This window comes from Lapidilactobacillus mulanensis (assembly GCF_003946215.1).
In the GTDB taxonomy this organism is placed as follows: domain Bacteria; phylum Bacillota; class Bacilli; order Lactobacillales; family Lactobacillaceae; genus Lapidilactobacillus; species Lapidilactobacillus mulanensis.
In genome coordinates this window covers 1-24,214 of record NZ_RHOW01000009.1, presented here as the reverse complement: position 1 = coordinate 24,214, position 24,214 = coordinate 1, and the positions used below count along the sequence as shown (strand labels likewise).

The following is a 24,214-nucleotide window of genomic DNA, read 5'->3' as shown; positions in this document are numbered from 1 at the left end:
CACTTGAATATTTACTTTAAGTATTCGATTTGGTTAGTAATGTAGTACCGCGGAATTCCCGTCTCTTTTGTATGTAGGGGCGGTTTTTCTTTGGCAAAATGGAGGATGACATGGATATTAAAACAACGATCGTCAATAGCTTGAGTGCCGTTTTGGCAGACGAGTTAAATAACACTGAAATTAAAAATTTACTTGAAGTTCCCAAATCGTCAAAATTAGGTGATTATGCATTTCCAACCTTTATCTTGGCTAAATCACGTCATCAGGCACCCCAAAAAATCGCTCAGGAATTAGTTGAACAGCTTGATCATGAACCTTATGAAAAAATCGAAGCGACTGGTGCTTACGTTAATTTCTTTTTGAACAAAGGTAATTTTGCTGAAGCAACCTTGCAAACGATTTTGACGAGTGGCGACCAATATGGCGATTCCCAGGTTGGTCAGGCTGGTAATGTACCGATCGATATGTCTTCGCCTAACATTGCCAAACCGATGTCCATGGGGCATTTACGTTCTACCGTCATTGGTAATGCGTTGGCCAATATTTACAAAAAAATTGGTTACCAACCCATCAAGATCAATTATTTAGGTGATTGGGGCACGCAATTCGGTAAGTTGATCGTCGGCTATCACAAATGGGGTAGTGAGGCGGAAATTAAAGAAGATCCCATTGGTAATTTGTTGAAATATTATGTTCATTTCCATGAAGCCGCTGAAAAAGATCCTGAGCTCGATGACGAAGGTCGTGCTTGGTTCAAGAAGCTAGAAGATGGCGATCCTGAAGCAACGCATCTATGGGAATGGTTCCGTGGTTTGTCGCTGGCAGAATTCCAGAAGATCTATGATCGCCTTGGCATCGAATTCGATTCGTTCAATGGTGAAGCTTATTATAATGACAAGATGGATCCAGTTGTCGATGAATTGAAGGCCAAGAATTTGCTACAAGAGAGTCGTGGCGCACAAATTGTTGATTTGACTGACGAGAATTTAACGCCGGCATTGATCAAGCGTTCCGACGGTGCCACGTTATACATTACGCGTGACCTGGCAGCGGCCACCGATCGTTATAACAAGTTCCATTTTGCGAAGTCATTATATGTGGTCGGTAGTGAACAGACCGAACATTTCAAGCAGTTGAAAGCCGTTTTGAAGAAAATGGGTGATGACTGGTCAGATGATATTATTCATGTGCCATTCGGATTAATCACCAAGGATGGCAAAAAGTTGTCCACTCGTAAGGGTAACGTCGTCTTGCTAGATAAGGTTTTGGATGAGGCCGTTGATTTAGCTAAGCAACAAATCGCCGCTAAAAATCCTGATCTTGCTCATGCGGATCAAGTTGCTCATCAAGTCGGCGTCGGCGCCGTTATCTTCCACGATTTAAAGAATGATCGCTTAGATAGTTTTGATTTCAGTTTAGGCGAAGTGGTTCGTTTTGAAGGTGAAACTGGGCCTTATGTACAATATTCGAATGCCCGTGCTCAGAGTATTTTACGCAAGGCAAAACGTGAAGTTAACCTGGACGATGTCTTGAATTTGGCAGATCCTAACGCCTGGGACACAATCAAGTATTTGGCTGATTTTCCCGCGATGGTTCTGCGTGCGGCTAATGAGTATGAACCTTCCGTGATTGCAAAATATGCGTTACGTTTAGCGAAGACATTTAACAAGTATTATGCTAATTCTAAGATTCTGGTCGAAGACGATCAATTGAACGCGCGTTTAGCACTCGTTAAAGCAACGAGCCAAGTATTGCAACAATCATTAGCATTATTAGGTGTGCAAGCACCAGATGAGATGTAGGTGAAGTCATGAAGAAAAAAGAACGTCAGGCAATTTTGTCAAAGATTATCCAGGAGCATTTGGTTCATACGCAAGAAGAGCTGCAAGGCTATCTGCATGAATATGGGTTGAAAACGACTCAGGCTACGTTATCTCGTGATTTACGTGAGTTGAAGATCACTAAGATGCGCGATGAATATGGGAAGTCTCGTTATCTGAAACTTTCGACCGAGACGACCGGGGATGCTCAGGCTCGACTATTTTCAGCGTTAAAAACAGTGACTAAGTCGATCGATATTGTTGAATTCTTGGTCATTATTCATACGAGCCCGAGCTATGGTAACTTTTTAGCGGCGGCTTTGGATGATTTGCGTAATACACCGCCGACGGATATTTTAGGCACAATTGCCGGTCATGACACGGTTGTGGCTTTCTGTCAGAGTGCCACGCAAGCACAGACTGTTGCCGGCTTTTTGAGTGATCATTTGCGTCTTCAATAAGTTGAGGGGTAGTTAAAGTGGGGTTGTTTGGGTTTGGCACCAAGAAGCGGGGGAATGATTTGTCGATTTGTGCGCCCGCTGATGGTGATATTGTTGACTTGATCAAGGTGGCCGATCCGATTTTTTCGCAGCGAACCTTGGGCGATGGCTTTGCGGTAGAGCCGACCGATGGTGTGATCTTTGCACCAGTTACGGGGGTCGTGACGCTGATCGCAACGACGCAACACGCCGTGGGAATGCGGATGGACAATGGGTTAGAGGTGCTTGTTCATTTTGGCTTGGATACCTATAAGTTGAATGGCGAGCCGTTTCGCATCCATGTCAAACATGGACAGTTGGTCAAGGGCGGCCATCGACTGGTCACCGCCAATCTAGGGAAAATTAAAGCGGCCGGACTCGATGATACGATTGTCGTTACTTTCTCTAATTCCGTCGAGTTGTCAGCTCGTCCGGAGATTCAATACGGACCGTGTCTTGGAGGGCGTCGGATCGGTCGAGTTGTCCTAAATTAATAAGAATTTTGAGGGTCACATCTGAATTATTGGGTGTGGCTTTTTAATTTGGTTACAATTAATGAGTTTGACATCTTAACCTTACAATACTGATAGGGCATTTTTCAGTGAGAATGGCTATAATGTAGTTGAATGAAAGAACGTTTTTAACTCCCGATTTTTGTTGCTGTTAGTTGGACCCGAGGTGCACTCATGAAAAAAATTATTGCTGCATTCATCTTCGTCGTCTTTTTATTGGTTGGTGGGGTCGAACACGCACAGATCGAGCGGGTGTGGTCGAGCTCTAATAAAGTCGTTTTGGCGGATACGGAACCTAAGAGTACCGTTCATTATCGGACGCCGACGATTTTTGTCCATGGTTTCGGTGGTGGCTTGGGGTCGTTGAATTATCTGATCGATGAGTCGCAACACGAGGGATTTGCGACCCGCACCTTGACGGCATACATTTCGCCGACCGGAACGATCCACTATACTGGAGCATGGCATGCGCAAGTGCGGCACCCAGAGATCCAAGTAATTTTCGAAGATAATAAGCAACCTAATTATCACATTGCCGCGAACTGGCTGAAGATTCTGTTAACGCAATTACGGCAAAAATACGGGATTCGCCATTTCAATGCGGTCAGTCACTCTTGGGGAAATAATGCCGTCATTTATTATTTAGCTCATTATGGTGCAAATCAAAATCTGCCCCAAATTAAGAAATTAGTGACGATCGCGCCACCGATGACGCCGTTGGAACCCGCCGCCCGCAATCGCGGGATTTATACACATAATCCCGGCCGCTATCGTGTTCAGCGCATGGACGCGGATTTGCGTGATTACGAGCGCGCGGACTCGCCATTGAAGCAGTTGAACATCAATGAATTAAATATTTATGGTGATCTCAATCATCCTGATCATACGGATGGTCGTGTGAGTGTTAAGGCTGCTCAAGCGTTACGCCACGTTTTCACCGGCGCAACGCAACAATACCACGAGGTTCATTTGTATGGGCCAGATTCGCAACATAATGCTTTGACGCGGCGTAATGTGATTGTACTCAATCGTTTGGAGCAATTTTTATTTACGCAGCCTAATAAAAAGGGTGTTAAATCATAATAATACTGCTGGACTAACTTTAAAATTGGCTCATTCTGTTTTTTGCTAGGATTGTCGGTTCATTAAATTGGCTTGAAATGATACACTAAAGTTGCGTCACAACAAGTTGAATTTTTTCAAGGAGAGATGGCAGAGATGAGAGTTGAACACGATTCGTTAGGTGAGGTTCAGATTCCAGACGGCGTTTGGTGGGGACCACAAACTGAACGGTCTCGCCACAATTTCACAACGGGTCCGTTAATGCCGCTAGCGTTGATTCGCGCACTGATTCAGGTGAAGTCCGCCGCAGCCGAAGTGAATAGCCAGATGGACGTGATTACGCCGACAGTGGGTCAGGCAATCCAGGCTGCCTGCCAACAATTATTAGCCTTAGATGATCAAAAATTGCGCGCCCAATTTCCGCTGCGTGTTTATCAGACGGGCTCGGGAACGCAGACGAATATGAACGTCAATGAAGTGGTCGCCCATTTAGCGAGCGCTCATTCTGCGCAGACGATTCTGCCAAATGACCATGTTAATGCCAGTCAGAGTTCCAACGATACTTTTCCGACCGCAATGAACATGGTGGCTTACCAAGCGATGACGGCGACAATTTCCACAATTGCGCAATTAAATACTGATTTGTTACAAAAAGAAACGCGTTATCAGCGCACAGTTAAATTAGGGCGAACTCATTTGCAAGACGCCACACCTTTAACGTTTGGTCAGGAGATTTCTGGTTGGCGCGCAACTTTAGTGGCAGACATCAGCACGCTGAAAAGTGCTCAGAAAAGATTACTTGATTTGCCACTTGGCGGTACCGCAGTCGGCACTGGATTGAATACGACGCCGGATGTGACCGCCAAGATTATTAGCGTGCTTGCACGCGAACTGGCAATTCCGTTCCAGAACATGACAAATAAATTCCATGGTTTATCTGCACACACAGAATTGACCAATGCGCACAGCACCCTTAAAACGCTCGCTACTGATTTATTGAAGATTGCCAATGATATCCGCTTCTTAGCCAGTGGACCGCGTGGTGGGTATGGCGAATTGACGATACCTGCCAATGAACCGGGGAGCTCGATCATGCCGGGTAAAGTGAATCCGACCCAAGCAGAGGCACTGACCATGATTGCGACGCGAGTGCTCGGTAATGATGTGACCATTGGGGTGGCGAATAGTCAGGGTAATTTCGAAATGAACGTTTATAAGCCAGTGATGATTGCCACATTTCTAGAATCGGCAGACCTATTAACTGGTGGAATCGCTCAATTTGATCGTTTATTGGTTCAAGGCTTGCAGGCCAACGAAGAAGTCATGCGGGCGACCGTCGACGGTTCTTTGATGACCGTCACCGCTTTATCGCCTCATATCGGTTATGAAGCCAGTGCAAAAATTGCCCAGGCGGCTTTGCGGGACGATACGACTTTGAAGGCCGCGGCGCTGAAGTCTGGTCTGTTGACAGCAGCGCAATTTGACCAATGGACCGATCCGTTGAAGCTGACGAATATTGATCAATCGTCGCATCAAGATCCTGATTTTTGAACCGATCCAACAATATGAATGACAAAATAAGACTAGGTGGTCAAATTTTGATCACCTAGTTTTTTGTGTTTTCCAAGTTGTATGAATTGACCGAGATTTCCGTGAGTGCTACACTTTTTATTACCAGTTACTTTCTAAATAACAGCGGTTGCAAGCGGATGTTGTTTTCAATCGATCGGTATAAAGTGGTCGTTCAATTCGGACACGCAGTGGATAGATGGAGGTGGTCAGCTTGAAATATTCCCATCGGTTAAGCGATGCAATTCATATTCTAGTCTTCGTGGTGATCAATGCGGATGGCGACTTATCCAGCCAGTCTATCGCTGACAGCATTCAGTCTAATCCTAGCTTGGTGCGGCGATTAATGTCACGTTTAGTCAAAGCCGAATTATTGGTGAGTCGACCTGGACGTGTCGCGCCGCATTTAGCTAGACCCGCAAACACAATCACATTGCTAGAAATTTACCGGGCAACCGAGGATAATCAAGAGTTGTTACACTTGGACCGAGAGACGAATCCACGTTACATGGTGGGACGCCTGATTCAAGACACACTGGCATCTACGTATTCAGAGATTCAAGCAGCCGCTGAGGCGAAAATGGCGCAGATCAGCCTGCAAGACATTGTTGACGATCTCTTACTTCGCAATGATCAGGAACGAAAGCAAACTAGGGGGATCGATGATCGTGATCGAATTTAAAAACGTAACCAAAACATACGAGACTGAAGATGCCTTGAAGGAATTAACGTTAACCATCAATGATGGTGAATTATTTGTGCTGGTCGGACCATCGGGAAGCGGGAAAACAACGCTGCTCAAGATGATCAACCGTTTAGCCGTGCCAACATCGGGGGAAGTCTCGATCGATGGCCAAAACGTGGCCGAAATGGATTTGGAAAACTTACGCCGTCACACAGGCTATGTGTTGCAAACGGGGGCACTTTTTCCCAATATGACCGTTGAACAAAACGCCGGTATTCAATTAGAAGCGTTGGGTTGGGAAGCCACCAAACGCCATCAGCGAATCGTCGAATTAATGAAACGGGTCGACTTAGATCCTGAATTATTTTTAAAACGACTTCCCAGCGAACTTTCTGGTGGTGAATCGCAACGGATCGGGATTGTCCGTGCGCTAGCTTCTAATCCAAAGTTAATTTTAATGGATGAACCTTTTAGCGCCTTGGATCCACTTTCGAAACGGCAATTACAAGAATTGATTTTACATTTGCATGCGGAATTAGCGACGACCTTCGTATTTGTGACCCACGATATGCGTGAGGCAATTCGCTTAGCCGACCGTTTAGCCGTGATACATAATGGCGAGCTGCAACAGTTGGGTAGCGCGAAGGAAATCTTATCGGCACCGGCCAATGATTTCGTGCGCGAATTCTTCGATGACGATTCGATTCGGCGTCAATTTATGCAGACCGTCGTTGCCGCAGGACTCGGACAACCAATTACCTTGGTTAAAACCGATCGACTAGCAACCGACGTGATCGTCTCTGGTGATGTCGTCAAGATGGCAGCTAGCGATACGATTTTTTCGTGGGCAGCACTGGTGAAACAGCATCCTCAACAAGTTGTGCAAGTTGAAGAGACACTCTTGAAGCCGGCGGATTTGATTGCTTATCTGGCCCAAGCAAAGGAGGCCAAATAAATGTTCGATTCGTTAAATACGTACATTGCTGAAAATGGTAATGAAATTCTGCTCTCATTGTGGCAACATATTGAAATTTCGGCGATTGCGGCGCTGATCACGATCATTATCGCGATTCCTCTGGCCGTCGTGTTGCTCAATCACCGTCGTGGTGGGGAATTTGTTTTGCAGGTGGCCAGTGTGATCCAAACGATTCCCAGTTTAGCGATTTTAGGTTTATTGATTCCGTTCGTCGGGATCGGGACGGTACCGGCAATTATCGCGCTGGTTTTATACGCGATCATGCCGATTTTTTCCAACACTTATTCTGGATTGACGAATATTGACCCGGTGTTAATGGAAGCGGCGGATGCAATGGGCGTTTCCAAACGTTACAAGCTATTCCGAATCCAGTTTCCATTAGCGATGCCGATGATTCTTTCGGGAATTCGGATCGGCGTGGTCATGATCATCGGGACAGCCACCTTAGCCGCATTAATCGGCGGTGGCGGCCTGGGGACTTATATTCTGCTAGGAATCCAGAGCAATAATAATAACGCCTTGTTGATCGGTGCCGTTTTGGCGGCGGTGCTGGCGTTAGTGGCCAGCTGGATCATCAAGGCGTTATCTGGCGTCTCGATCAAGAAAATCGGGATCGGCGTGCTCGTGTTGGCCATCTTAGGTGGCGCGGCTTATGGAATCAATGCTGCACTCAAGCCTAAAACAGAAACGATTATCGTTGCGGGGAAAATGGGTGGCGAACCGGAAATTCTGATCAATATGTATAAAGATTTGATCGAAGCCGATAATCCGAATCTGAATGTTGAAGTGAAACGCAATTTTGGTGGCACGACTTTCTTATTCAAGGCACTGCAAAGTGATCAGGTTCAGATCTATCCGGAATTCACTGGGACTGTTTTGCAATCATTGGTGAAAACCGATCAGGGGGTTAGTCATAATCCGGAAACGGCGTATCAGACGGCTAAAACCGCGCTCTCAAAACAGTTCAAGATGACTTATCTCGAGCCGATGAAATATCAAAATGGTTACGCAATGGCAGTCAGCAAAGAAACCGCAGAAAAGTACAACTTGAAAACCGTGGCGGATTTGGCGGCGCATCCTGAATTAGTCGCTGGTTTCGACGCCGACTTCTATCAGCAAAACGATGGTTATCCGGGTCTGAAAGAGGCTTATGGGCTTAATTTCGAAACAGTCCGCACTATGGAGCCATCATTGCGTTACGAGGCTTTGGCAGATGGTAAGCTGGATGTGACCGACGCTTATACGACCGATCCACAGGTCAAGAAGTATGATCTCGTCTTGTTGGAAGATACGAAGAGCTTCTTCCCACCGTATCAAGGCGCACCGGTGATGATGAAGAGCTTCGCCAAGAAACATCCCGGCGTCAGCAAGAGTTTAAATAAATTAGCGGGTAAAATTACGACGAAACAAATGCAAGAGATGAATTACAAAGTTACGGTCGAGCATGAAAAAGCGGCCACAGTCGCCCGTGAATTTTTAGTTGAGCAGGGGTTGCTGAAAAAATAAAATCAAGCAGAGATAGCGTATTAGTATTCAAAAAAAACACCAAACCAACTCATAATTGGTTTGGTGTTTCTTTTGTCGTATCTCGGTAAATCTCAGTCTTTCTTTGATGCCCCGGAAACGCCATCAACTTTCGGCATTGCCGGCGCAACTGGTGCGGGTGCGGCTTCTTTTTTCGAAGCGCCAGATACAGCATCTACTTGTGGTGCTGCCGCTTTTTGGGAAGCACCCGAAACGGCATCGACTTTACCGCCAGTCAATTGTTGACCGGTTTTTTTAAGATAGAAGTCGACAATTGGTTTGATGTCGAGAATGTATTCATTCACGCCGGCATAATGACCGTCTTCGTCGTGCATCGCGGCGTAATTATGAACCACATATTTATCGGGACCGTGAGTTGGAACAGGCATTTGTACGCGGTCCGTTTGGCCAGAACGCAAGGCAGCAATCACGGCTTGAACGTGGGCATAAGCGCGGGCAGGGTGGCAGTCACCGATCGGGTTGCCGACTTGGCCGGGTTTTCTGTGGGCGAACATCTTTTCAGAGTCGGCGGTGTGATTGTAGTACAAGAATTGGTTATTGCTGTCGACAAAAGTAATTTCCAATGGGATCGATTTTAATAAGCCATTGATTTGATCTACCGTCAAAATTCCCCGGTCTAACTCAACGTAAGTGTCGCCTTTAACAGGCGTGACTTTGGCACTGGCTTGTTCGACCCAGTCATCCGCGTGCATATCGACATCAGCAATGGTCGTGGCAATTTTTCCAGTCGCATGGAGATCTTCTTCGGGTAATTTTTCTGGCACCTTCAATTGAGAAGCAACGCCGATGAAGCGGACGAATTTCTGGAGTGTTTCGCTCAGAAAGGCGCGCGTTTTTTCATCCTTGAGATTACCTAGATCATCGAAAGCTTCTTTGACTTTTCCGAGTAAGAATTCATTACCGGGCATGGTGATCGCACCGACGCCTGGCGCATCTAAAATCTGACGAAGGTGTAATTGGGCGCGTGAGGTTCCTTGGTCGTAAAACGAACAGCCGACGATCATGACGGGCTTATCTTGGAGTGGGTGGATTTTGAATGATAACCATTCGAGCACGCTCTTGAGTCCAGCCGGCACCGTATGATTGTGTTCGGGCGTGGCAATGATCACGCCATCCGCTTGTAAAATTTTACGATTCAAGTTTTGGATCATCACGCTGTCCGTTAAGTCGTCGCTTTGATTGAACATGGGAATATCTTTAATTTCGATAATTTCCAAGTCGAATAATGACGCATATTCTTTTTGAATGTATTGTAATAAGAAACGGTTGTAAGACACGTCTGCATTCGAACCAACGATACCTAATAATTTCATGTTAAAAACTCCTTTATAATAATTGATCGGCTATAGTTTATCCCAAGAAAATTCCTTGGCTTCTTTTTTGTTCTGGTTATGCGCATGATTTAATTGGGCGGTGATATCGATAAAAATCATGAAGTCGGCGAAGAGACCATCTAGTTTTTTGACGCTTTCACGATCAAGCAACCGATTGTCGGCATCGAAAGCCGTCAGCGAATTTGCTAGCAAAAATTCTGAGCTCGGCATGATCCGCGCGCGCAATTCTGGTGCATCCAGCATCTGCCGCAATTGAGCCTGAGCACGTGAGGATCCTAAAACGCCATAAGAAGCGCCGGTGATCATGACAGGCTTGTCGACAAAGGGATAAATGCCGTAGGAAAGCCAATTGAGTGCGTTGATCAAGGCGGCCGGAACCGCGTGATCATATTCGGGAGTACTAATGATCACACCGTCGGCCGCGTCGATTTTGGCGGCAAGCTTCTGAATGCATTCTGGTAATGTCTTATCGACCGGTTTATTAAACATGGGGAAATCTTTGATCTCGGCTAATTCAATCTCGGCGTCGTTGGCGAAGTGCTTTTGCATGCACTGTAATAATTGCCGGTTAGTCGATTGATCCGAGTTGGTACCAACGATAGCAATGAGCTTCTTCATGAAATAAGTCCTTTCAATTAAAAAATGATAAGCGACTAAAGTTGAGTTTGTGAGCATTGTGATTGCGTTTACATAACTACTATTATAGAATACACTAGCCTAATTTAACCGTCAATGTTTGGTTAGAAAGCGAAGCAAGATTCAACAAATTTGAGGAACTAAATTTGACAGACATTCTTAAAAAGCGTATTTTATATTTAAAGGTAAAATATACCTTTAAATATAAACGGGCATTTTTACGGAGGAAATTTTTAAGATGAAGTTAACTCAGAAGTTATTTTTATCGATCGGGTTATCCGCAATGGCGGTGTTGTTATTAGCGGGTTGCCAATCTCAATCGAGTGCGCAGAAGCGTTCTGAACCAATCAAGATCACTTATTGGCATCGGCTTTCGGGCTCATGGGCCAAAGATCAACAGAAAATCATCACCGACTTCAACAAGTCGCAGAAGAAATATCAAGTTGTCGCGACTTCGATGAATGATTATGACACCTTGCAGCAAAAAATTATGGCGGCAGGGAAATCCGGTACACTGCCTGTTTTCGCGCAAACGCCGTACACAAATATTGGTGATTACGCGAAGAATGACTTGATCATGCCGATCGACGGGTTGTTCAGTGGCGATAATGCCTTGAGTAAGCAGCAAGCGGCTAATATTGTACCGTCATTTTTAGATACAGGTAAATTTAACGGCAAACAATATGCACTACCATTTTCAATTTCAACGCGAATTTTATTTTACAATCAACAAATGCTAGCGGATAATCAGCTCAGTGTGCCGAAGACTTGGTCTGATGTGGTCAGCCTCGGCGATAAGTTGCGCGCCAAAAACGTTTACGGATTGATGTACGACACTTCGTACGACATGGAATTAGAAGGCATGGCTGAGAGTGCCGGCGAAAAAATGATCACGTCAGATTTGCAAGTCAATATTGATACGCCGAAAACCAAAGCAGCCTTAACGACGATCTTGAAAATGATCAAGGATAAAACTGCGCGAACTGCCTTAGGTGATCAGTATTTCAGTACACCGTTTGTCTCATCGAAGACGGCGATGGGAATTGGATCGAGTTCGACGATCCCCCAAATTATGGCGGATGCGCCCAAAGGCTTTAAATGGGGGACTGCGCCAGTCCCCGCCTTTGATGGTCAATCAGCTAACGCCTTGGCCGGAAGTGATCTGGTAATGTTTAAAGGCAGTTCTAAGGCAGAACAGGCGGGTGCATTGGCCTTTATGAAATTTGCCTTGAAAGATAAGTATGTGGTGGATTGGTCGATTGCGTCTGGTTACGAACCAATTACCACGAGTGCGTTGAACAGCGAACGTTATCAAGCCTATTTGAAGGCTCATCCTCAATATCAAGCCGCTGCGGATGCCATCAAGACGTCATTTGCCTCGACGGTTTTTACCGGGTATAGTGACTATCGTAATCAATTAATGGCGACCGTCGATGATACCATCAGTAAACACGAGAGTGCCGATACGGCATTAACGGCGCTGGCGAAGAAAACCAAACAAATCATCAAAGATAATCAGTAGTCGTTTCAGAAGGGAAGCATTATGGAAATGCCAACGTTACCAGCGCCACTTATTATTTATTTCTCGGCGACGGGAACGACAAAGCAGGCAGCCGAAAAAATTGCCCACGCGCTCAATGGCGATTTATTGGCCTTGCAACCGGCGACCCCTTATCCCGATAATTATTCGGAATTAGTCCCCGTTGCTCAAAAAGAACATGATGAAAATCGCGCACCAATGTTAGCACCGCTGCCCATGAACCTGACCAGTTATCAAACCATCTTGTTTGGCTTTCCGATTTGGTGGGGAGAACCGCCACACTTGATTCGGCGATTTTTACAAGAAAATGAATTGAGTGGGCAGAAATTGATCGCCTTCGCAACAAGTGGGAGCAGCACAATCGAGGAAGCCATGCCTACGTTAGCGGATTGGACGAAAGGGACTCAAACCCAATTGGTTGCGGGTTTTCGGGCCAACAATGCAGCAGAAATTCGTCAAGGTTTGAACAGCTTAGAATAGACACAGATCTGTGATTAAATTTTTAATTGTTGATCTGAATTTAATCAGACGCAAAACGATGATCGTGGTGAACGCGGATCATCGTTTTTTTTGATTTCTCGAATAGTCATTCTTGAAATTCACAAGAACAGTTGGTATAATCGTTTAGTCCGATTACAGACAATATGATTTCAGACTAATTAAACGAGGGATTGATTTGCACAATGAAGAAGTTACAGCGGATTTAAAAAGATCTTTTGATCAATGGCATGAGTATGATAGTGTTCGCGAAACTTATGCCAAGAAACACGGGATTTCGCGTTCGTTGATCGATGTGCTGGCGATTTTGCAGTCGGTGCCAGAGGAGTGTACACAGAAATTCCTGATCGAACACACCTTACTGCCCAAGCAAACGATCAATTCCATGGTGACCAGTTTGTCGAAGCAGGGCATGATCAACTTGACGGAATCAACGACCGATCGGCGGCGCAAGAATATTCAATTAACGCCGACGGGTAAGGTGTATGCGCAAGAAATCGTCGATCCGATCGTCAAGGCCGAATATCAGACCATGGCGCAAATGCCGGCTGCGGAGCGGCAACAGATGATCACGAGCCTAGATCGTTATATTCAGGCGTTTGCGCAGCGCGTGAACGCAATTTAAACACTATTGGGGGAACACATGACTTCATTAATGACTTTTATGAAAAAATACCGCGGTGATGCGATCATCGCGACTTTAGCGACGCTGGTCATCGCCTTTGCCACACTTTGGCAACCGCGGATCTTACAAGAAATGATCACCGCGATTTTGGCGCGCGATCAAGGGACGGTTTTCAATTTAGGGATTCAATTAATTGGCCTGGCACTTCTAGGAATCGTCGCCGGTGTGATCAACACAATTTTCTCGGCCAAAACCGCACAAGAAGTTTCGGCGGATATGCGCGAAAAAGGCTACCGCAAGATTCAAACCTTCTCATTTGGTAACATCGAGAAATTCTCGGCTTCAAACTTAGTGATCCGTTTGACCAACGATATTAATCAGGTGCAGATGGTGATCATGAGCGTGCTGCAACAAATCACGCGGATCCCGATCTTATTTATTGGTGCCTTCATCTTGGCCATCATCACCATGCCGAAATTCTGGTGGATCATTGTCATCATGCTGATCCTGATCGTCGCCGTTAGTGCCTTCTCGTTCACACGCATGGGTAATTATTTCGAGAAATTGCAAACCACACTCGAAAATAATAATACTTTGGCACGTGAGAACCTGATGGGGATGCGCGTGGTCAAGTCGTTTGTACAAGAACAAAATCAAATTAAGAAATTTTCGAAGTCGTCCGACGAAATGACCGACACAACTATCCGCATCGGTAATTTGTTTTCAATTCTGATGCCGGCCTTTTTCTTGGTCGGGGATTTAGCTGTTGCCGGTTCGATTTTATTAGTTGGTTCGATGGTGACCACCGATCCTAGCATGATTGCAGCCGTTCAGGCGTTTATCAGTTACCTGATGCAGATCTTATTTGCCGTGGTGATGGGTGGTTTCATGATGACTGGCGCTTCTCGAGCGTTTGTTTCATTGGGACGTCTCCAAGAAATTTACGATACCGAACCCGAGTTGACTTTTCCAGAGACACCGGAGACAGATTTGACTGGTGACGTGACCTTTGAACATGTGTCCTTCACTTATCCCGGCGATCAAGAACCGGTGCTCCAAGATATTAGTTTCTCAGTCAAGGCTGGTGAAATGATCGGTATCGTGGGCGCGACCGGTTCTGGAAAAACCACGCTGGCCCAACTGATCCCGCGCTTATACGATCCAGATTCAGGCGTGATCAAAGTTGGCCACGAAGATATTAAACAAGTGAATGAAAGTTCGCTGCGCAAAACGGTTTCCTATATTTTGCAACGTTCAACTTTATTCTCTGGTACGATTTCCCACAACTTGCGCCAAGGCAAAGAGGATGCAACGTTGGATGATATGAAGTGGGCGGCACATGTGGCCCAGTCTGCCGAATTTATTGAAAAGTTAGACAATCAATACGACGCGAAAGTCGAAGAACGCTCAGCCAATTTTTCTGGTGGACAGAAACAACGGCTCTCAATTACCCGTGGTGTGATCAAGCAACCGGATATTTTGATTATGGATGATTCGACGAGTGCGTTAGATGCCCGTTCCGAGAAACTCGTCCAAGAAGCGCTGGATAAGGAATTAAACGGCACGACGACAATTATTATCGCCGAGAAAATTTCCTCGATCATTAAAGCCGATCGGATTTTAGTCTTGGACCAAGGTAAACTCGTTGGCATGGGAACCCATCACGAATTGGTGCGCAATAACGAAGTTTATCAGGAAATTTATCGCACACAGAAGGCATTGGAGGAGGTGTAACATGAAAGATCTTAAAGGAGCAGGTCGATTTTTCGCCCATTATCTAGGTAAATATTGGCAAAAATTAAGCGCCGTGATTTTATTGACGATCATGAGCACTTATTTCCAAGTTAAGGCGCCCGTATTCATGGGACACGCCTTCGAAGACTTGGCAAAATATATGCAGTTGTATTTGAATCCGGCAACGCGCGCAACCGCAACTCGAACCGATTTCAATCACGCCATCTTGAATCTGATCATCTTTTATATTTTGATCTCGGCTTCCATGCTGATCAGTTCGTTATTGATCTCGCAAGTTGCGGGGCGTTCAACTGGCACGATGCGGATCGGGTTATTCCGCAAAATGCAGCGGATGAAGATCAGTTATTTCGATACCCATTCAGACGGCGATATTTTATCGCGTTATACTTCTGACTTGGATAATATTTTCAACGCCATGAATCAGGCGCTGTTTGAAGTTTTCAATAGTGTGATTCTGTTCGTTGGTATGTTGATCATGATGTTTAGACAGAACGCGACCATGGCTTGGATCACGATTGCGACGACGCCGATCGCGGTGATCTTAGCGACGATCGTGATCATCAAAGCCGAGAAGTACGTCAATCGTCAACAAGATGATGTGGGTAAACTTAACGGCTATATTAACGAACAGATCACGGGTCAAAAAGTGATCATCACCAATGGCTTGCAGGAAGATTCGATCAATGGTTTCGTGAAACATAACGATCAAGTGAAACGTACGACCTTCAAAGGACAAGCTTGGTCCGGGATTTTGTACCCTTTGATGCAAGGTATGTCGCTATTAAATACGGCCATCGTGATTTTCTTCGGCTCGTGGTATGTCTTGAATGGCAGCATGAGTCAAGCTGCTGGCTTAGGGTTAGTCGTGATCTTCGTTCAGTATGCGCAGCAATATTACCAACCGATCAGTTCGCTGACATCGCTGTATAGCATGATTCAATTGGCCATCACCGGTGCGCGCCGGATCAATGAAGTTCGCGAGCAACCAGATGAAGTGGCACCAGAAAACGGCAAGACTTTTGCAGGGATCGATGCGAAAATTAATCTGAAAGACGTTCATTTCGGTTACGTGCCTCATAAAGAAATTCTGCACGGCATCAATATCGAAGTCGATAAAGGCCAAATGGTCGCGTTAGTCGGTCCAACTGGCTCGGGTAAAACCACCGTGATGAACTTACTGAATCGATTTTACGATGTGGATTCTGGTGCAATCACGTTTGATGACACCGACATTCGGGAAATGGATCTGAATAACCTTCGCGATAATGTGGGGATCGTTCTCCAAGATCCCCAACTGTTTAGCGGCACGATTGCGGACAACATTAAATTTGGCACGCCAGACGCAACGGAGGAAGAAGTTTTCGCCGCCGCCCGCCAAGCAAACATTCATGATTTTATCATGAGTTTGCCGGATGGCTATCAGACTCAGATCGATGATGACAATTCGATTTTCTCAGCGGGACAGAAGCAATTGATGTCGATTGCCCGCACGATCATTACGAATCCGAAGCTGTTGATTTTGGATGAGGCAACTTCCAACGTCGACACCGTCACCGAAGCGCAGATCCAAGCGGCCATGGATAATGTCATCGCCGGCCGCACCAGCTTCGTGATCGCCCACCGATTGAAAACCATCCTCAACGCCGATAAAATCGTCGTGTTACGCGACGGTGAAGTCATCGAAGAGGGCAGCCACAAACAACTCTTAGCCGAAAAGGGCTTCTATTCCGAGTTGTATCATAACCAAATGGTCTTTGAATAACCATAAAAATAAACCGCCTCTGAATCTGCTAATAGATTCTCGGGCGGTTATTTTTGTTGTTCTTGGAATCGAGGCATCATTGTTTTAACAGTCATATAGCGACCGTTAAAACGGTTATTAATACTGCTAATTTCCTCGGCTAACTGGGACTATCTTTCCCCAAGCACTCGTATTATAATAACTAAATAATGGAAGCATGGATTTTTAATCGTGCTTCTTTTTGGGGGAATAAATATGAATAAAAGTGTTCGCACGAGTGTACTATCGCTGAATATTGTTCAGTTATTGATTTATTTGGTTGGTTTTTATAATTTTGCAGCCGGTATTACGCATCATCAACGACTATTCAACACGGATATCACGAGTTTGCCAGGGATTTGTTACTGGTCGCTCTTGAGTATGATCAGTGTCGTTGGTTTAGTTTTATCGATTTACTTATTGGTTAAGCAACGTCAGGTTAGATCAGTCGGACTGATCATCAGCACGATTGCGTTTGCTTCACCGATTATTTTCATGTTCTTTTTGATTATTCCAGCAACTTTATCATTGTTAGCCATTATTTTTCTGCGGATCGACAACGCTGAGAATTCGTTCGAAGCAGCTAACTCGGGAAAGGGTGCCACACATGAAACGGATTAATGAGAAACCTGGTCACGTTTCCTTTGGTCAGGCGTTTAAAGACTATTGGCGCGGTTACGTTGAATTTCTGGGACAATCAACGCGCGCAGGTTATTGGTGGATGACGTTACTAACTTCGATTTGGATGGTTTTTCTAGTCGTATTTTTAATTATTGCGGTGTTCTCTTCAGGTATCTTTGATATTTATGGAACCACTGATAAATCATTTGGCCCATTGATCGTCGCACTTATTTTATTTGTGATTTCGACACTCGGCTTGTTTCTGCCCAACTTAGCCTTACGTATTCGCCGTTATCGTGATGCTGGGCTTCGTGGTCGTGGATTTCTAGTCTTGTGGGCAATCGATGTCGTGATCCAAGTTACCGGCAATGTCTTTAATTTAACGAATATTTACGCGCAACTCGCAACCGATCCGACTTCTAGCGCCGCGTTTATGCACACGTATCTGACATCGTGGAGCACGTTGGTGACATTTGCGTTTTCAATTTTTCTGTTCGTGCTGACTGTGTTGCCAACAGACACAGTCTTGGTTCGTCCTACCAGCATTAGTTTCGTGAAGTTTTTCTTCCGAACTCGCACAGCTGCTGCTGATTCGGAGCAAGCAACTGAGCCTGATGAGAAGTAAAACGAACTCGAATTATGGTGCAGGATCGAAATATAATTATCGAAAAAAGTACCAATGTGGATAAGACCACACACTAAAAATAAACCCATTTAACCAGTTATGGTTAAATGGGTTTATTTATGCGAAGATTGTGTCAATGGAATTATTTATTCTGCCAATGTCGATTTGATCACCATTAATTCGCAGTCATCAATGGCAGCTAAGGCGTGATCTTCGTTAGGGCGCATTTGCACAATTTTACCGGGATAAATTTCCTCGGTAGTCGTTTCATCGGAGAAATTAACGTGGCCTTTGATCGGCACAACGACCACGGAATAATCGGCGTGGTGCACGGGGACTGTTTGACCAGCCGCCAAGACTAAATGAGTGACTGCTTGATTGGGTGTCTGAAATAAATTTTCGTATAAATCAATGTCTGTGCGACCTGTGTAAACTTTCATGAATTATTCTCCTAGATTAAGTGTGGCGATTTCAGATGCTGCACTGTTTATTTTAACATGAAATATGATGGTAAAGAAGACGCATTCATACAAAACGAGAAAGTTCTGAATTAACCAATCAATCCAGGTGAAAGTGACGGAAGAAAATAGACTGAATGCCGTGATATTTCTGTTAATGAGCGATTTTTGCGAATTTACAGAAAGGAGCGCTTTCGAGATTTTGCGGTTTTGGCAAAAGCTCGAAACGTGATTTAAGACAATTTGCTTTGTAATTGGCTTAAATCTATCTTCCACAGCATACGGTCTATTTTTCTGGAGTCACTTTCACCGGAAATAGCCGCCGTTATTTTTATCATCAGCCCGCCAACGTTCATTTGTCCTTTACATCATTCTTGAGTATACTAATAAGGTAGTTCTCACTTGGAAAGTAAATATGTACAAAGGGGTAAAATCATGAGTTGGAAAGACGGAATCGAGCCCAGTTTAGTCGAGCTCGTTGCAAAAGTCGACAAGAAAATTGCGCCAAGAATTGCCGAACTTGATGAACAGATTTTAGAGAATCAAGATAAGGTATTGAAATCCTATCAGAGTCACAATGTTGCCGAGAATCATTTGTACGGCTCAACAGGTTACGGCCATAATGATGAAGGTCGCGATGTGCTGGAAGAAATTTATGCGGATGTGCTTGGTGGCGAAGATGCCTTAGTGCGCCCACAGTTTGTTTCGGGTACGCATGCGATTGGGACGGCATTGTTAGGCTTAGTTCGTCCAGGTGACGATATTTTATATATCACCGGCGAACCTTATGATACTTTGCAAGAAGTCTTAGGTTTGGCTGGTAACGGCATTGGCAGCCCAACTGAATATGGCATTGGTGTCGATTTCGTGCCTTTGCTGGAAGATGGTTCGGTCGATTTTGCCGGCGTGAAGGCGAAGATCACCGACAAAACCAAAGTCATCGCCATCCAACGTTCTTGTGGTTATGCGACTCGCGATTCATTTACGGTGGCTAAGATCAAGGAAATGTGTGATGTCGTTCGTTCAGTTAAGCCGGACGTTTGGATTTTTGTCGACAATGCCTATGGTGAATTTTCCGAAACGATCGAACCCTTGCAAGTCGGCGCTGATTTAATGGCCGGCTCGTTATTCAAAAACGCGGGTGGTGGCATCGCAAAAACTGGTGGCTATATTGTTGGTCGCAAGGATTTAGTCGAGCGGGTCAGTTATCGCTTCACTGTGCCTGGTATCGGCGGTGAAGAGGGCGCAACTTGGGGTTCACTGATGGATATGTTCGAAGGCTTCTTCATCTCGCCCCAAACGACCGGCAACGCCATCAAAGGCGCGATTTTCGAAGCCGCATTACTGGAAGAACTCGGCTTGGATGTGGCACCGAAATGGGACGCACCGCGAACGGATTTGATTCAGAAAGTTAATTTTGGCAATAAAGCAGATATGGTTCACTTTGCGCAAGCCATCCAAATGGCCTCACCAGTGGATTCATTCGTCGAACCGATTCCAGAAAAAATGGCTGGTTATGAGGATGAAGTCATTATGGCTGGCGGGACCTTTGTTGCGGGTTCGACCATCGAATTTTCTGGTGATGGTCCGATCCGGCCACCATACACGATTTACATGCAGGGTGGGTTAACCTACGCCCACGTCAAACTGGGAATCATCCAAGCTGCCCAATATACGTTCTACAATCAAAAATAAAACATTTAAAAACAGGCTCAAAGTCAGCGTTGACTTTGAGCCTGTTTTGGCATCAAAAATTTATTTTTCAGTGACGACATGGACAACTGGTTCGCCATTTTTGTCAGTGGAAACCCCTTGAATTTCCGGCGTAAATCCGGGAAACTTCTTGATGGCAGTGAATAGGGTCTGGAAATATTGGACCGCAGTTTCATGCCAAACTTCACCAGGAACGACGACGAAAATTCCGGGAGGATAAGGAAGTGCGCCTTCGACGGCTACTCGACCGATACAGTCGTTCAGCGAAATTGCCTGATAATGACCCTTAATGAAGGCTAAATCGGCTTCAGCAGGGGTTAATTTCGTTTGTCGATCACGCGAACCCGTGAAGAGTGCACGTTGGTTTGCTACCAGATCGTGATCAACGAAAAAGTCGGAAATTTCTTGGCAAAGTTCGGGTAAAGTCGTGTTTTGATAACGCCCGCCAGTTTCGGTGATCAGCTTTGGTAAAACTTCGCTGACTTTTTTGTTGGCAAAATAGTCGGCTTCGAATTGTTGCAAGACTTCAAAGAGCTGATGCCAATCTTGTTGGTTGGATCCTGGCGTGACTAAGAATAGCAATGAATTTGGATCTGCTTTTTCAGGCACGATGCCATGATCCAGCAAGTAACGGTCGACGACCCAACCACAAATACCACGATCATGCGTTTTCGGCAAGGTGACCGTCACTTTGAAGGGATCTAAATAAGCTTGTTGCGAAAGTAAATCTGGGAATGAATGCCATTTTGCGTTCGGCGTGAGTTCCCATAATTTTGGATCATGCGTCATTTCTTGCAATGAATGTTGTAAGAGTTCGGGCGAATTGAAGGTGTCGAATAATTGAAGTGGTTGAACTTCTTGGCGGAATTGCAATGAAGCAACTAGCGCGTCCTGCCAGATTTTTTGACCAAATTCGCCCTGATTCAAAGCCACGTTGACGGCCAGCGAGGCATAAACAGGATAAGAATAGCTAGTCGTGACGTGTTTCAAATACGCATGATTGAATTGTGCATGGGATACATAGCGAGCTTGGCCTTTAAGATGCGCATCTTTTTTATGGATCTGCGATGTTTGTGCGAGTCCGGATTGTTGCTTGTGGACAGATTGCGTCACTAAAATACCTGGGTCATCTGCCGTCAAGGGCAGCTGTAGGGGATCCATGGCTTTGGTCAGTGGACTAAATGGTTCATAGCCACCCCAGGCCGCGTCAAATAACATATAATCCGTCAAACGACCAAATTGATCGAGTAACATTTTGACGTCGGGCACTAAGCCATCGAAGGTTTCTAATTCCATGACGGCTAAACGGAACGAACGAGCCACGTGCGCTTTTTCAGGGGCGACTTTGGCGATCCATTGTCGCAAGTTTTCTTCGGTGATACCTTGCAAGCTGACTGGCCCGATCAAACCGAGATCATTGCGTAACGTATCCAGATAGATCGGAATGGCGCCGTTCAAAACCAAAGCCCCATTATAGAGCGACTTGTGATTATTCCGATCGAATAAAACCAAATCGCCAGGACTCAACAAGGCACTAGCACAAATATTATTGCTGCCAGTAGTGCCGTTGGTCACGAAGTAAGTTTTGTCGGCGTGCCAAATTTTCGCAGCGGCCTGCTCGGCAGTCAGTGGGGTGCCACCATGAGTCAGCATGTCGCCTAATTCCGTGACCACATCGCTAGTATCGCTACTGAAAAAAGTTTGCCCATAAGCTTGCTTGAATAAATAACCGGCCGGCGCCAGCTCGTCGTATTCGCCAGCATGATGACCAGGTGTGGCAAAACTCGTGGGATTACGGTGACTAAAGTCGAGCAAGTCGCGTAGGAAATCGGGAACTTGTGCCTGCTCATATTTTTCGGCAGCCGCTAAAATAGTTGCGCGATCAGTCGAACTGAGTTGATTGTTGCTGAGTGTGAGCTCTTGCCAATTTATCTCGTTATGATCGAGCTGACCGATGACAAAAGTCGGCACTGGTAAATGACTGGCGTTAATTTTTTGTTGAATAGTGACATCAGTAGCGCTAATTATAATGGCGTTAAAAGCTGCGATCGGTTGGTCGGTGATCACGACTTGTTGGGGCAGATTTAATTTTGAAGCCAGAGTTGGGGTTGTGCCAATTTGCAGTAACAGAATGCTCAATCCTTTCGTGTAAGGGAATTCATCGTTTAGATTCACAATTTATCTATACAACTACTTCATTATAAGATAAAATAATACTTATGCAATATTCAGATGAGTCTAGGTTAGCTAGGCGATAATATTAAGTTTGGTTAGGATTGGTATTTATGCGTCCATTTCGGAATAAAGGACCGGGTCAAATCAGTTTTTAAAAAATAGCAGTCAACTCATAAGCAGATGAGTTCTTTTGAGATGAGTTGAAAAGTGGGTAATCAATTTTTAGAACTGGATTTGATGGAGGTTTTTATTAGTGGATGATTTAAATACGCAACCTAAATACATGGCTTGGCCAGTATTAGGTTTATTAGTTTTTGTAACGGTGATCGGGTTTGAAAACATTCTTTATCCGTTTCAAAATCAAGGTTTGTCGGTTGTTTTTTCGTGGATTTTCTTACTGTTAGCTTATATTATTCCTTATGCGTTGATCTCGGCACAAATGGGCACGACTTTTACGCATGATGGTGGTGGCTTGGCCTCTTGGGTGCGTCACACTTCTGGCGACACGCTGGGTTATTGGACCAGTTGGATGTACTGGTCGAGTACTTTACCATATTTGATCGACGTTTCGAATTCGGTCATCGTCGCTTTTTCATGGTTGATTTTGGGCAATAATACGTTAGATAAGCACATGTCGAATTTATGGTTCGGCATTCTCACATTCGTCGTGATTCTTGTCTTTATTATTTTAGAAAATTTATTCACGCGTTCTTTGGAAGTCATGTCGTTGATTGGTGGCGCTGCTATGTTCTTAATGGGCGCCTTGTTCGTCTTCATGGCAGCTGCAGGGGTGGCTAAAGGATTTCCGATCGCCACACATCCGTTCAACTTGGCTGCCTTTAAGCCACATTTTTCGACCCATTATTTTTCAACGACAGGTTTGTTGATTTTTGCCACATCCGGTGCGGAATTGGGTGCGACTTACATTGGTCAATTGCGCAATCCCAAGAAGCAATTTCCTAAGGCAATGTGGATGTTAGCGTTGATGACTGGTTTCCTGGTTATTTTCGGCTCGTTGGCATTAGGCGTCTTCTTCAACGCGAATCATTTACCAGATGATCTGAAAATGAACGGTGCCTATTACGCTTTCCAATTACTGGGCGAGCAGTGGGGTGTGGGCAAGTTATTTATGTACATGTTTGCAGGAACGCAACTGGTCTTCATGTTGGCACAACTTGCCGTCCTGATCGATGCGTCCAGTCGCGTTTTGTCCGCCGATACCGCGATTCAATACATGCCTAAATGGCTACTCCAGAAAAATAGACAAGGTCGGCCAATTCATAGTTATATTTTCACGGCCTCTCTGTGCTTATTCCTATTATTGATGAGCAGCACCTTGCCTAATATCAATTCAGTGTTCAACTGGTTACTGAATTTGAATGGCATTGTCTCGCCATATAAAACTTGCTGGGTTTTCTTCGCGTTTCTGAGTTTGCGGTTGCAGCAAGATAAATTTGAATCTTCCTATGTCTTCATCAAGAATAAAAAGGCCGCCTTGCTCGTTGGTGGCTGGTGCCTGATGTTCACCTTTGTCTGCGCAACCATGGGCTTCATGCCCCAAGAAGCCGCATTTGGTAGCCGCGCATTCGACCATCAACTGTTGATGAACGTCGTCTCGGTCATTGTCCTCTTCGGCCTAGGCTTCGTCATGCCAGTACTAGCAAGATTTGAATTAAAGCACCACCATCAATCATTAAATTAATGAATGAGATCAAAAGAGGTTCAAGATTATAACAATCTTGGCTATACTCCTACTTAAGTAGACAAGCAAATAATCAAAGCTTGTACACTTAGGAAGGAGTTTTT

Annotated in this window: 21 protein-coding genes; 17 read left to right on the top strand and 4 right to left on the bottom strand. The window is 45.1% G+C overall.

The features are described from left to right. Positions 1–110: 110 nt before the first annotated feature. The 8 genes from argS to EKM67_RS03465 all read left to right on the top strand — a co-directional run bounded on the left by argS (position 111) and on the right by EKM67_RS03465 (position 8,609). Positions 111–1,802 carry an arginine--tRNA ligase gene (gene argS, locus EKM67_RS03500; RefSeq protein ID WP_125577353.1) on the top strand — a complete coding sequence of 564 codons (1,692 nt, stop codon included), beginning with the start codon at positions 111–113 and terminating at the stop codon, positions 1,800–1,802. 8 nt (positions 1,803–1,810) lie between these two features. Then, positions 1,811–2,281 carry an arginine repressor gene (locus EKM67_RS03495; protein ID WP_125577351.1) on the top strand — a complete coding sequence of 157 codons (471 nt, stop codon included), beginning with the start codon at positions 1,811–1,813 and terminating at the stop codon, positions 2,279–2,281. Between the two features lie 17 nt (positions 2,282–2,298). After that, positions 2,299–2,793 (top strand): PTS sugar transporter subunit IIA, encoded by a 495-nt coding sequence (locus tag EKM67_RS03490; RefSeq protein WP_125577349.1) that lies wholly within the window; start codon positions 2,299–2,301, stop codon positions 2,791–2,793. A 192-nt stretch (positions 2,794–2,985) separates the two neighbouring features. Further along, positions 2,986–3,894: an alpha/beta hydrolase gene (locus tag EKM67_RS03485; RefSeq protein ID WP_125577347.1), complete on the top strand. Its 909-nt coding sequence runs from the start codon at positions 2,986–2,988 to the stop codon at positions 3,892–3,894. Positions 3,895–4,020: 126 nt separating this feature from the next. Beyond that, a complete protein-coding gene (locus EKM67_RS03480; protein ID WP_125577345.1) occupies positions 4,021–5,424 on the top strand; it encodes a class II fumarate hydratase in 1,404 nt (467 codons plus the stop codon). Positions 5,425–5,656: 232 nt separating this feature from the next. Beyond that, positions 5,657–6,124 (top strand): Rrf2 family transcriptional regulator, encoded by a 468-nt coding sequence (locus tag EKM67_RS03475; protein WP_125577343.1) that lies wholly within the window; start codon positions 5,657–5,659, stop codon positions 6,122–6,124. After that, on the top strand, positions 6,111–7,082 hold the full coding sequence (locus EKM67_RS03470; RefSeq protein ID WP_125577341.1) for an ATP-binding cassette domain-containing protein: 972 nt from the start codon (positions 6,111–6,113) through the stop codon (positions 7,080–7,082). The genes EKM67_RS03475 and EKM67_RS03470 overlap by 14 nt, the downstream gene beginning before the upstream one ends. Next, entirely contained in the window at positions 7,083–8,609 is a 1,527-nt protein-coding gene (locus tag EKM67_RS03465; protein WP_125577339.1) for an ABC transporter permease/substrate-binding protein, read from the top strand. Between the two features lie 92 nt (positions 8,610–8,701). Here the strand turns inward: EKM67_RS03465 and EKM67_RS03460 are convergent, their stop codons facing one another. Together EKM67_RS03460 and EKM67_RS03455 are read right to left on the bottom strand one after the other, a co-directional pair. Further along, positions 8,702–9,961, bottom strand: coding sequence for an NADPH-dependent oxidoreductase (locus EKM67_RS03460; RefSeq protein ID WP_125577337.1), 1,260 nt, complete (start codon positions 9,959–9,961; stop codon positions 8,702–8,704). A gap of 30 nt (positions 9,962–9,991) precedes the next feature. Next, entirely contained in the window at positions 9,992–10,600 is a 609-nt protein-coding gene (locus EKM67_RS03455) for an NADPH-dependent FMN reductase (protein WP_125577335.1), read from the bottom strand. A 256-nt stretch (positions 10,601–10,856) separates the two neighbouring features. Here EKM67_RS03455 and EKM67_RS03450 point away from each other — a divergent pair, with 256 nt between their 5' ends. The 7 genes from EKM67_RS03450 to EKM67_RS03420 all read left to right on the top strand — a co-directional run bounded on the left by EKM67_RS03450 (position 10,857) and on the right by EKM67_RS03420 (position 18,062). Next, a complete protein-coding gene (locus tag EKM67_RS03450) occupies positions 10,857–12,140 on the top strand; it encodes an ABC transporter substrate-binding protein (RefSeq protein ID WP_164506548.1) in 1,284 nt (427 codons plus the stop codon). A gap of 21 nt (positions 12,141–12,161) precedes the next feature. Continuing rightward, the gene (locus tag EKM67_RS03445; protein ID WP_125577333.1) at positions 12,162–12,638 is read left to right on the top strand and encodes a flavodoxin; all 477 of its coding nucleotides are present in this window, start codon (positions 12,162–12,164) and stop codon (positions 12,636–12,638) included. Positions 12,639–12,834: 196 nt separating this feature from the next. Further along, positions 12,835–13,281 carry a MarR family winged helix-turn-helix transcriptional regulator gene (locus EKM67_RS03440; RefSeq protein WP_164506547.1) on the top strand — a complete coding sequence of 149 codons (447 nt, stop codon included), beginning with the start codon at positions 12,835–12,837 and terminating at the stop codon, positions 13,279–13,281. Positions 13,282–13,299: 18 nt separating this feature from the next. Further along, positions 13,300–15,015, top strand: coding sequence for an ABC transporter ATP-binding protein (locus EKM67_RS03435; protein ID WP_125577329.1), 1,716 nt, complete (start codon positions 13,300–13,302; stop codon positions 15,013–15,015). 1 nt (position 15,016) lies between these two features. Further along, on the top strand, positions 15,017–16,798 hold the full coding sequence (locus EKM67_RS03430; protein WP_125577328.1) for an ABC transporter ATP-binding protein: 1,782 nt from the start codon (positions 15,017–15,019) through the stop codon (positions 16,796–16,798). 234 nt (positions 16,799–17,032) lie between these two features. Beyond that, positions 17,033–17,437 (top strand): hypothetical protein, encoded by a 405-nt coding sequence (locus EKM67_RS03425; RefSeq protein WP_125577326.1) that lies wholly within the window; start codon positions 17,033–17,035, stop codon positions 17,435–17,437. After that, the gene (locus EKM67_RS03420; RefSeq protein WP_125577324.1) at positions 17,424–18,062 is read left to right on the top strand and encodes a DUF805 domain-containing protein; all 639 of its coding nucleotides are present in this window, start codon (positions 17,424–17,426) and stop codon (positions 18,060–18,062) included. The genes EKM67_RS03425 and EKM67_RS03420 overlap by 14 nt, the downstream gene beginning before the upstream one ends. Positions 18,063–18,208: 146 nt before the next feature. Here EKM67_RS03420 and EKM67_RS03415 read toward each other — a convergent pair whose 3' ends face one another. Then, complete coding sequence (locus tag EKM67_RS03415) at positions 18,209–18,502, bottom strand: cupin domain-containing protein (RefSeq protein ID WP_125577322.1); 294 nt, start codon at positions 18,500–18,502, stop codon at positions 18,209–18,211. Between the two features lie 453 nt (positions 18,503–18,955). On the opposite strand from EKM67_RS03415, the gene EKM67_RS03410 reads away from it, so the two are divergent. After that, positions 18,956–20,215, top strand: a complete 1,260-nt coding sequence (locus EKM67_RS03410) for a methionine gamma-lyase family protein (protein ID WP_125577320.1) — start codon at positions 18,956–18,958, stop codon at positions 20,213–20,215. Positions 20,216–20,275: 60 nt separating this feature from the next. Here the strand turns inward: EKM67_RS03410 and EKM67_RS03405 are convergent, their stop codons facing one another. Beyond that, positions 20,276–22,363 (bottom strand): Orn/Lys/Arg family decarboxylase, encoded by a 2,088-nt coding sequence (locus EKM67_RS03405; RefSeq protein WP_125577401.1) that lies wholly within the window; start codon positions 22,361–22,363, stop codon positions 20,276–20,278. 328 nt (positions 22,364–22,691) lie between these two features. On the opposite strand from EKM67_RS03405, the gene EKM67_RS03400 reads away from it, so the two are divergent. Beyond that, positions 22,692–24,110 carry an APC family permease gene (locus EKM67_RS03400; protein ID WP_125577399.1) on the top strand — a complete coding sequence of 473 codons (1,419 nt, stop codon included), beginning with the start codon at positions 22,692–22,694 and terminating at the stop codon, positions 24,108–24,110. Positions 24,111–24,214 lie beyond the last annotated feature (104 nt).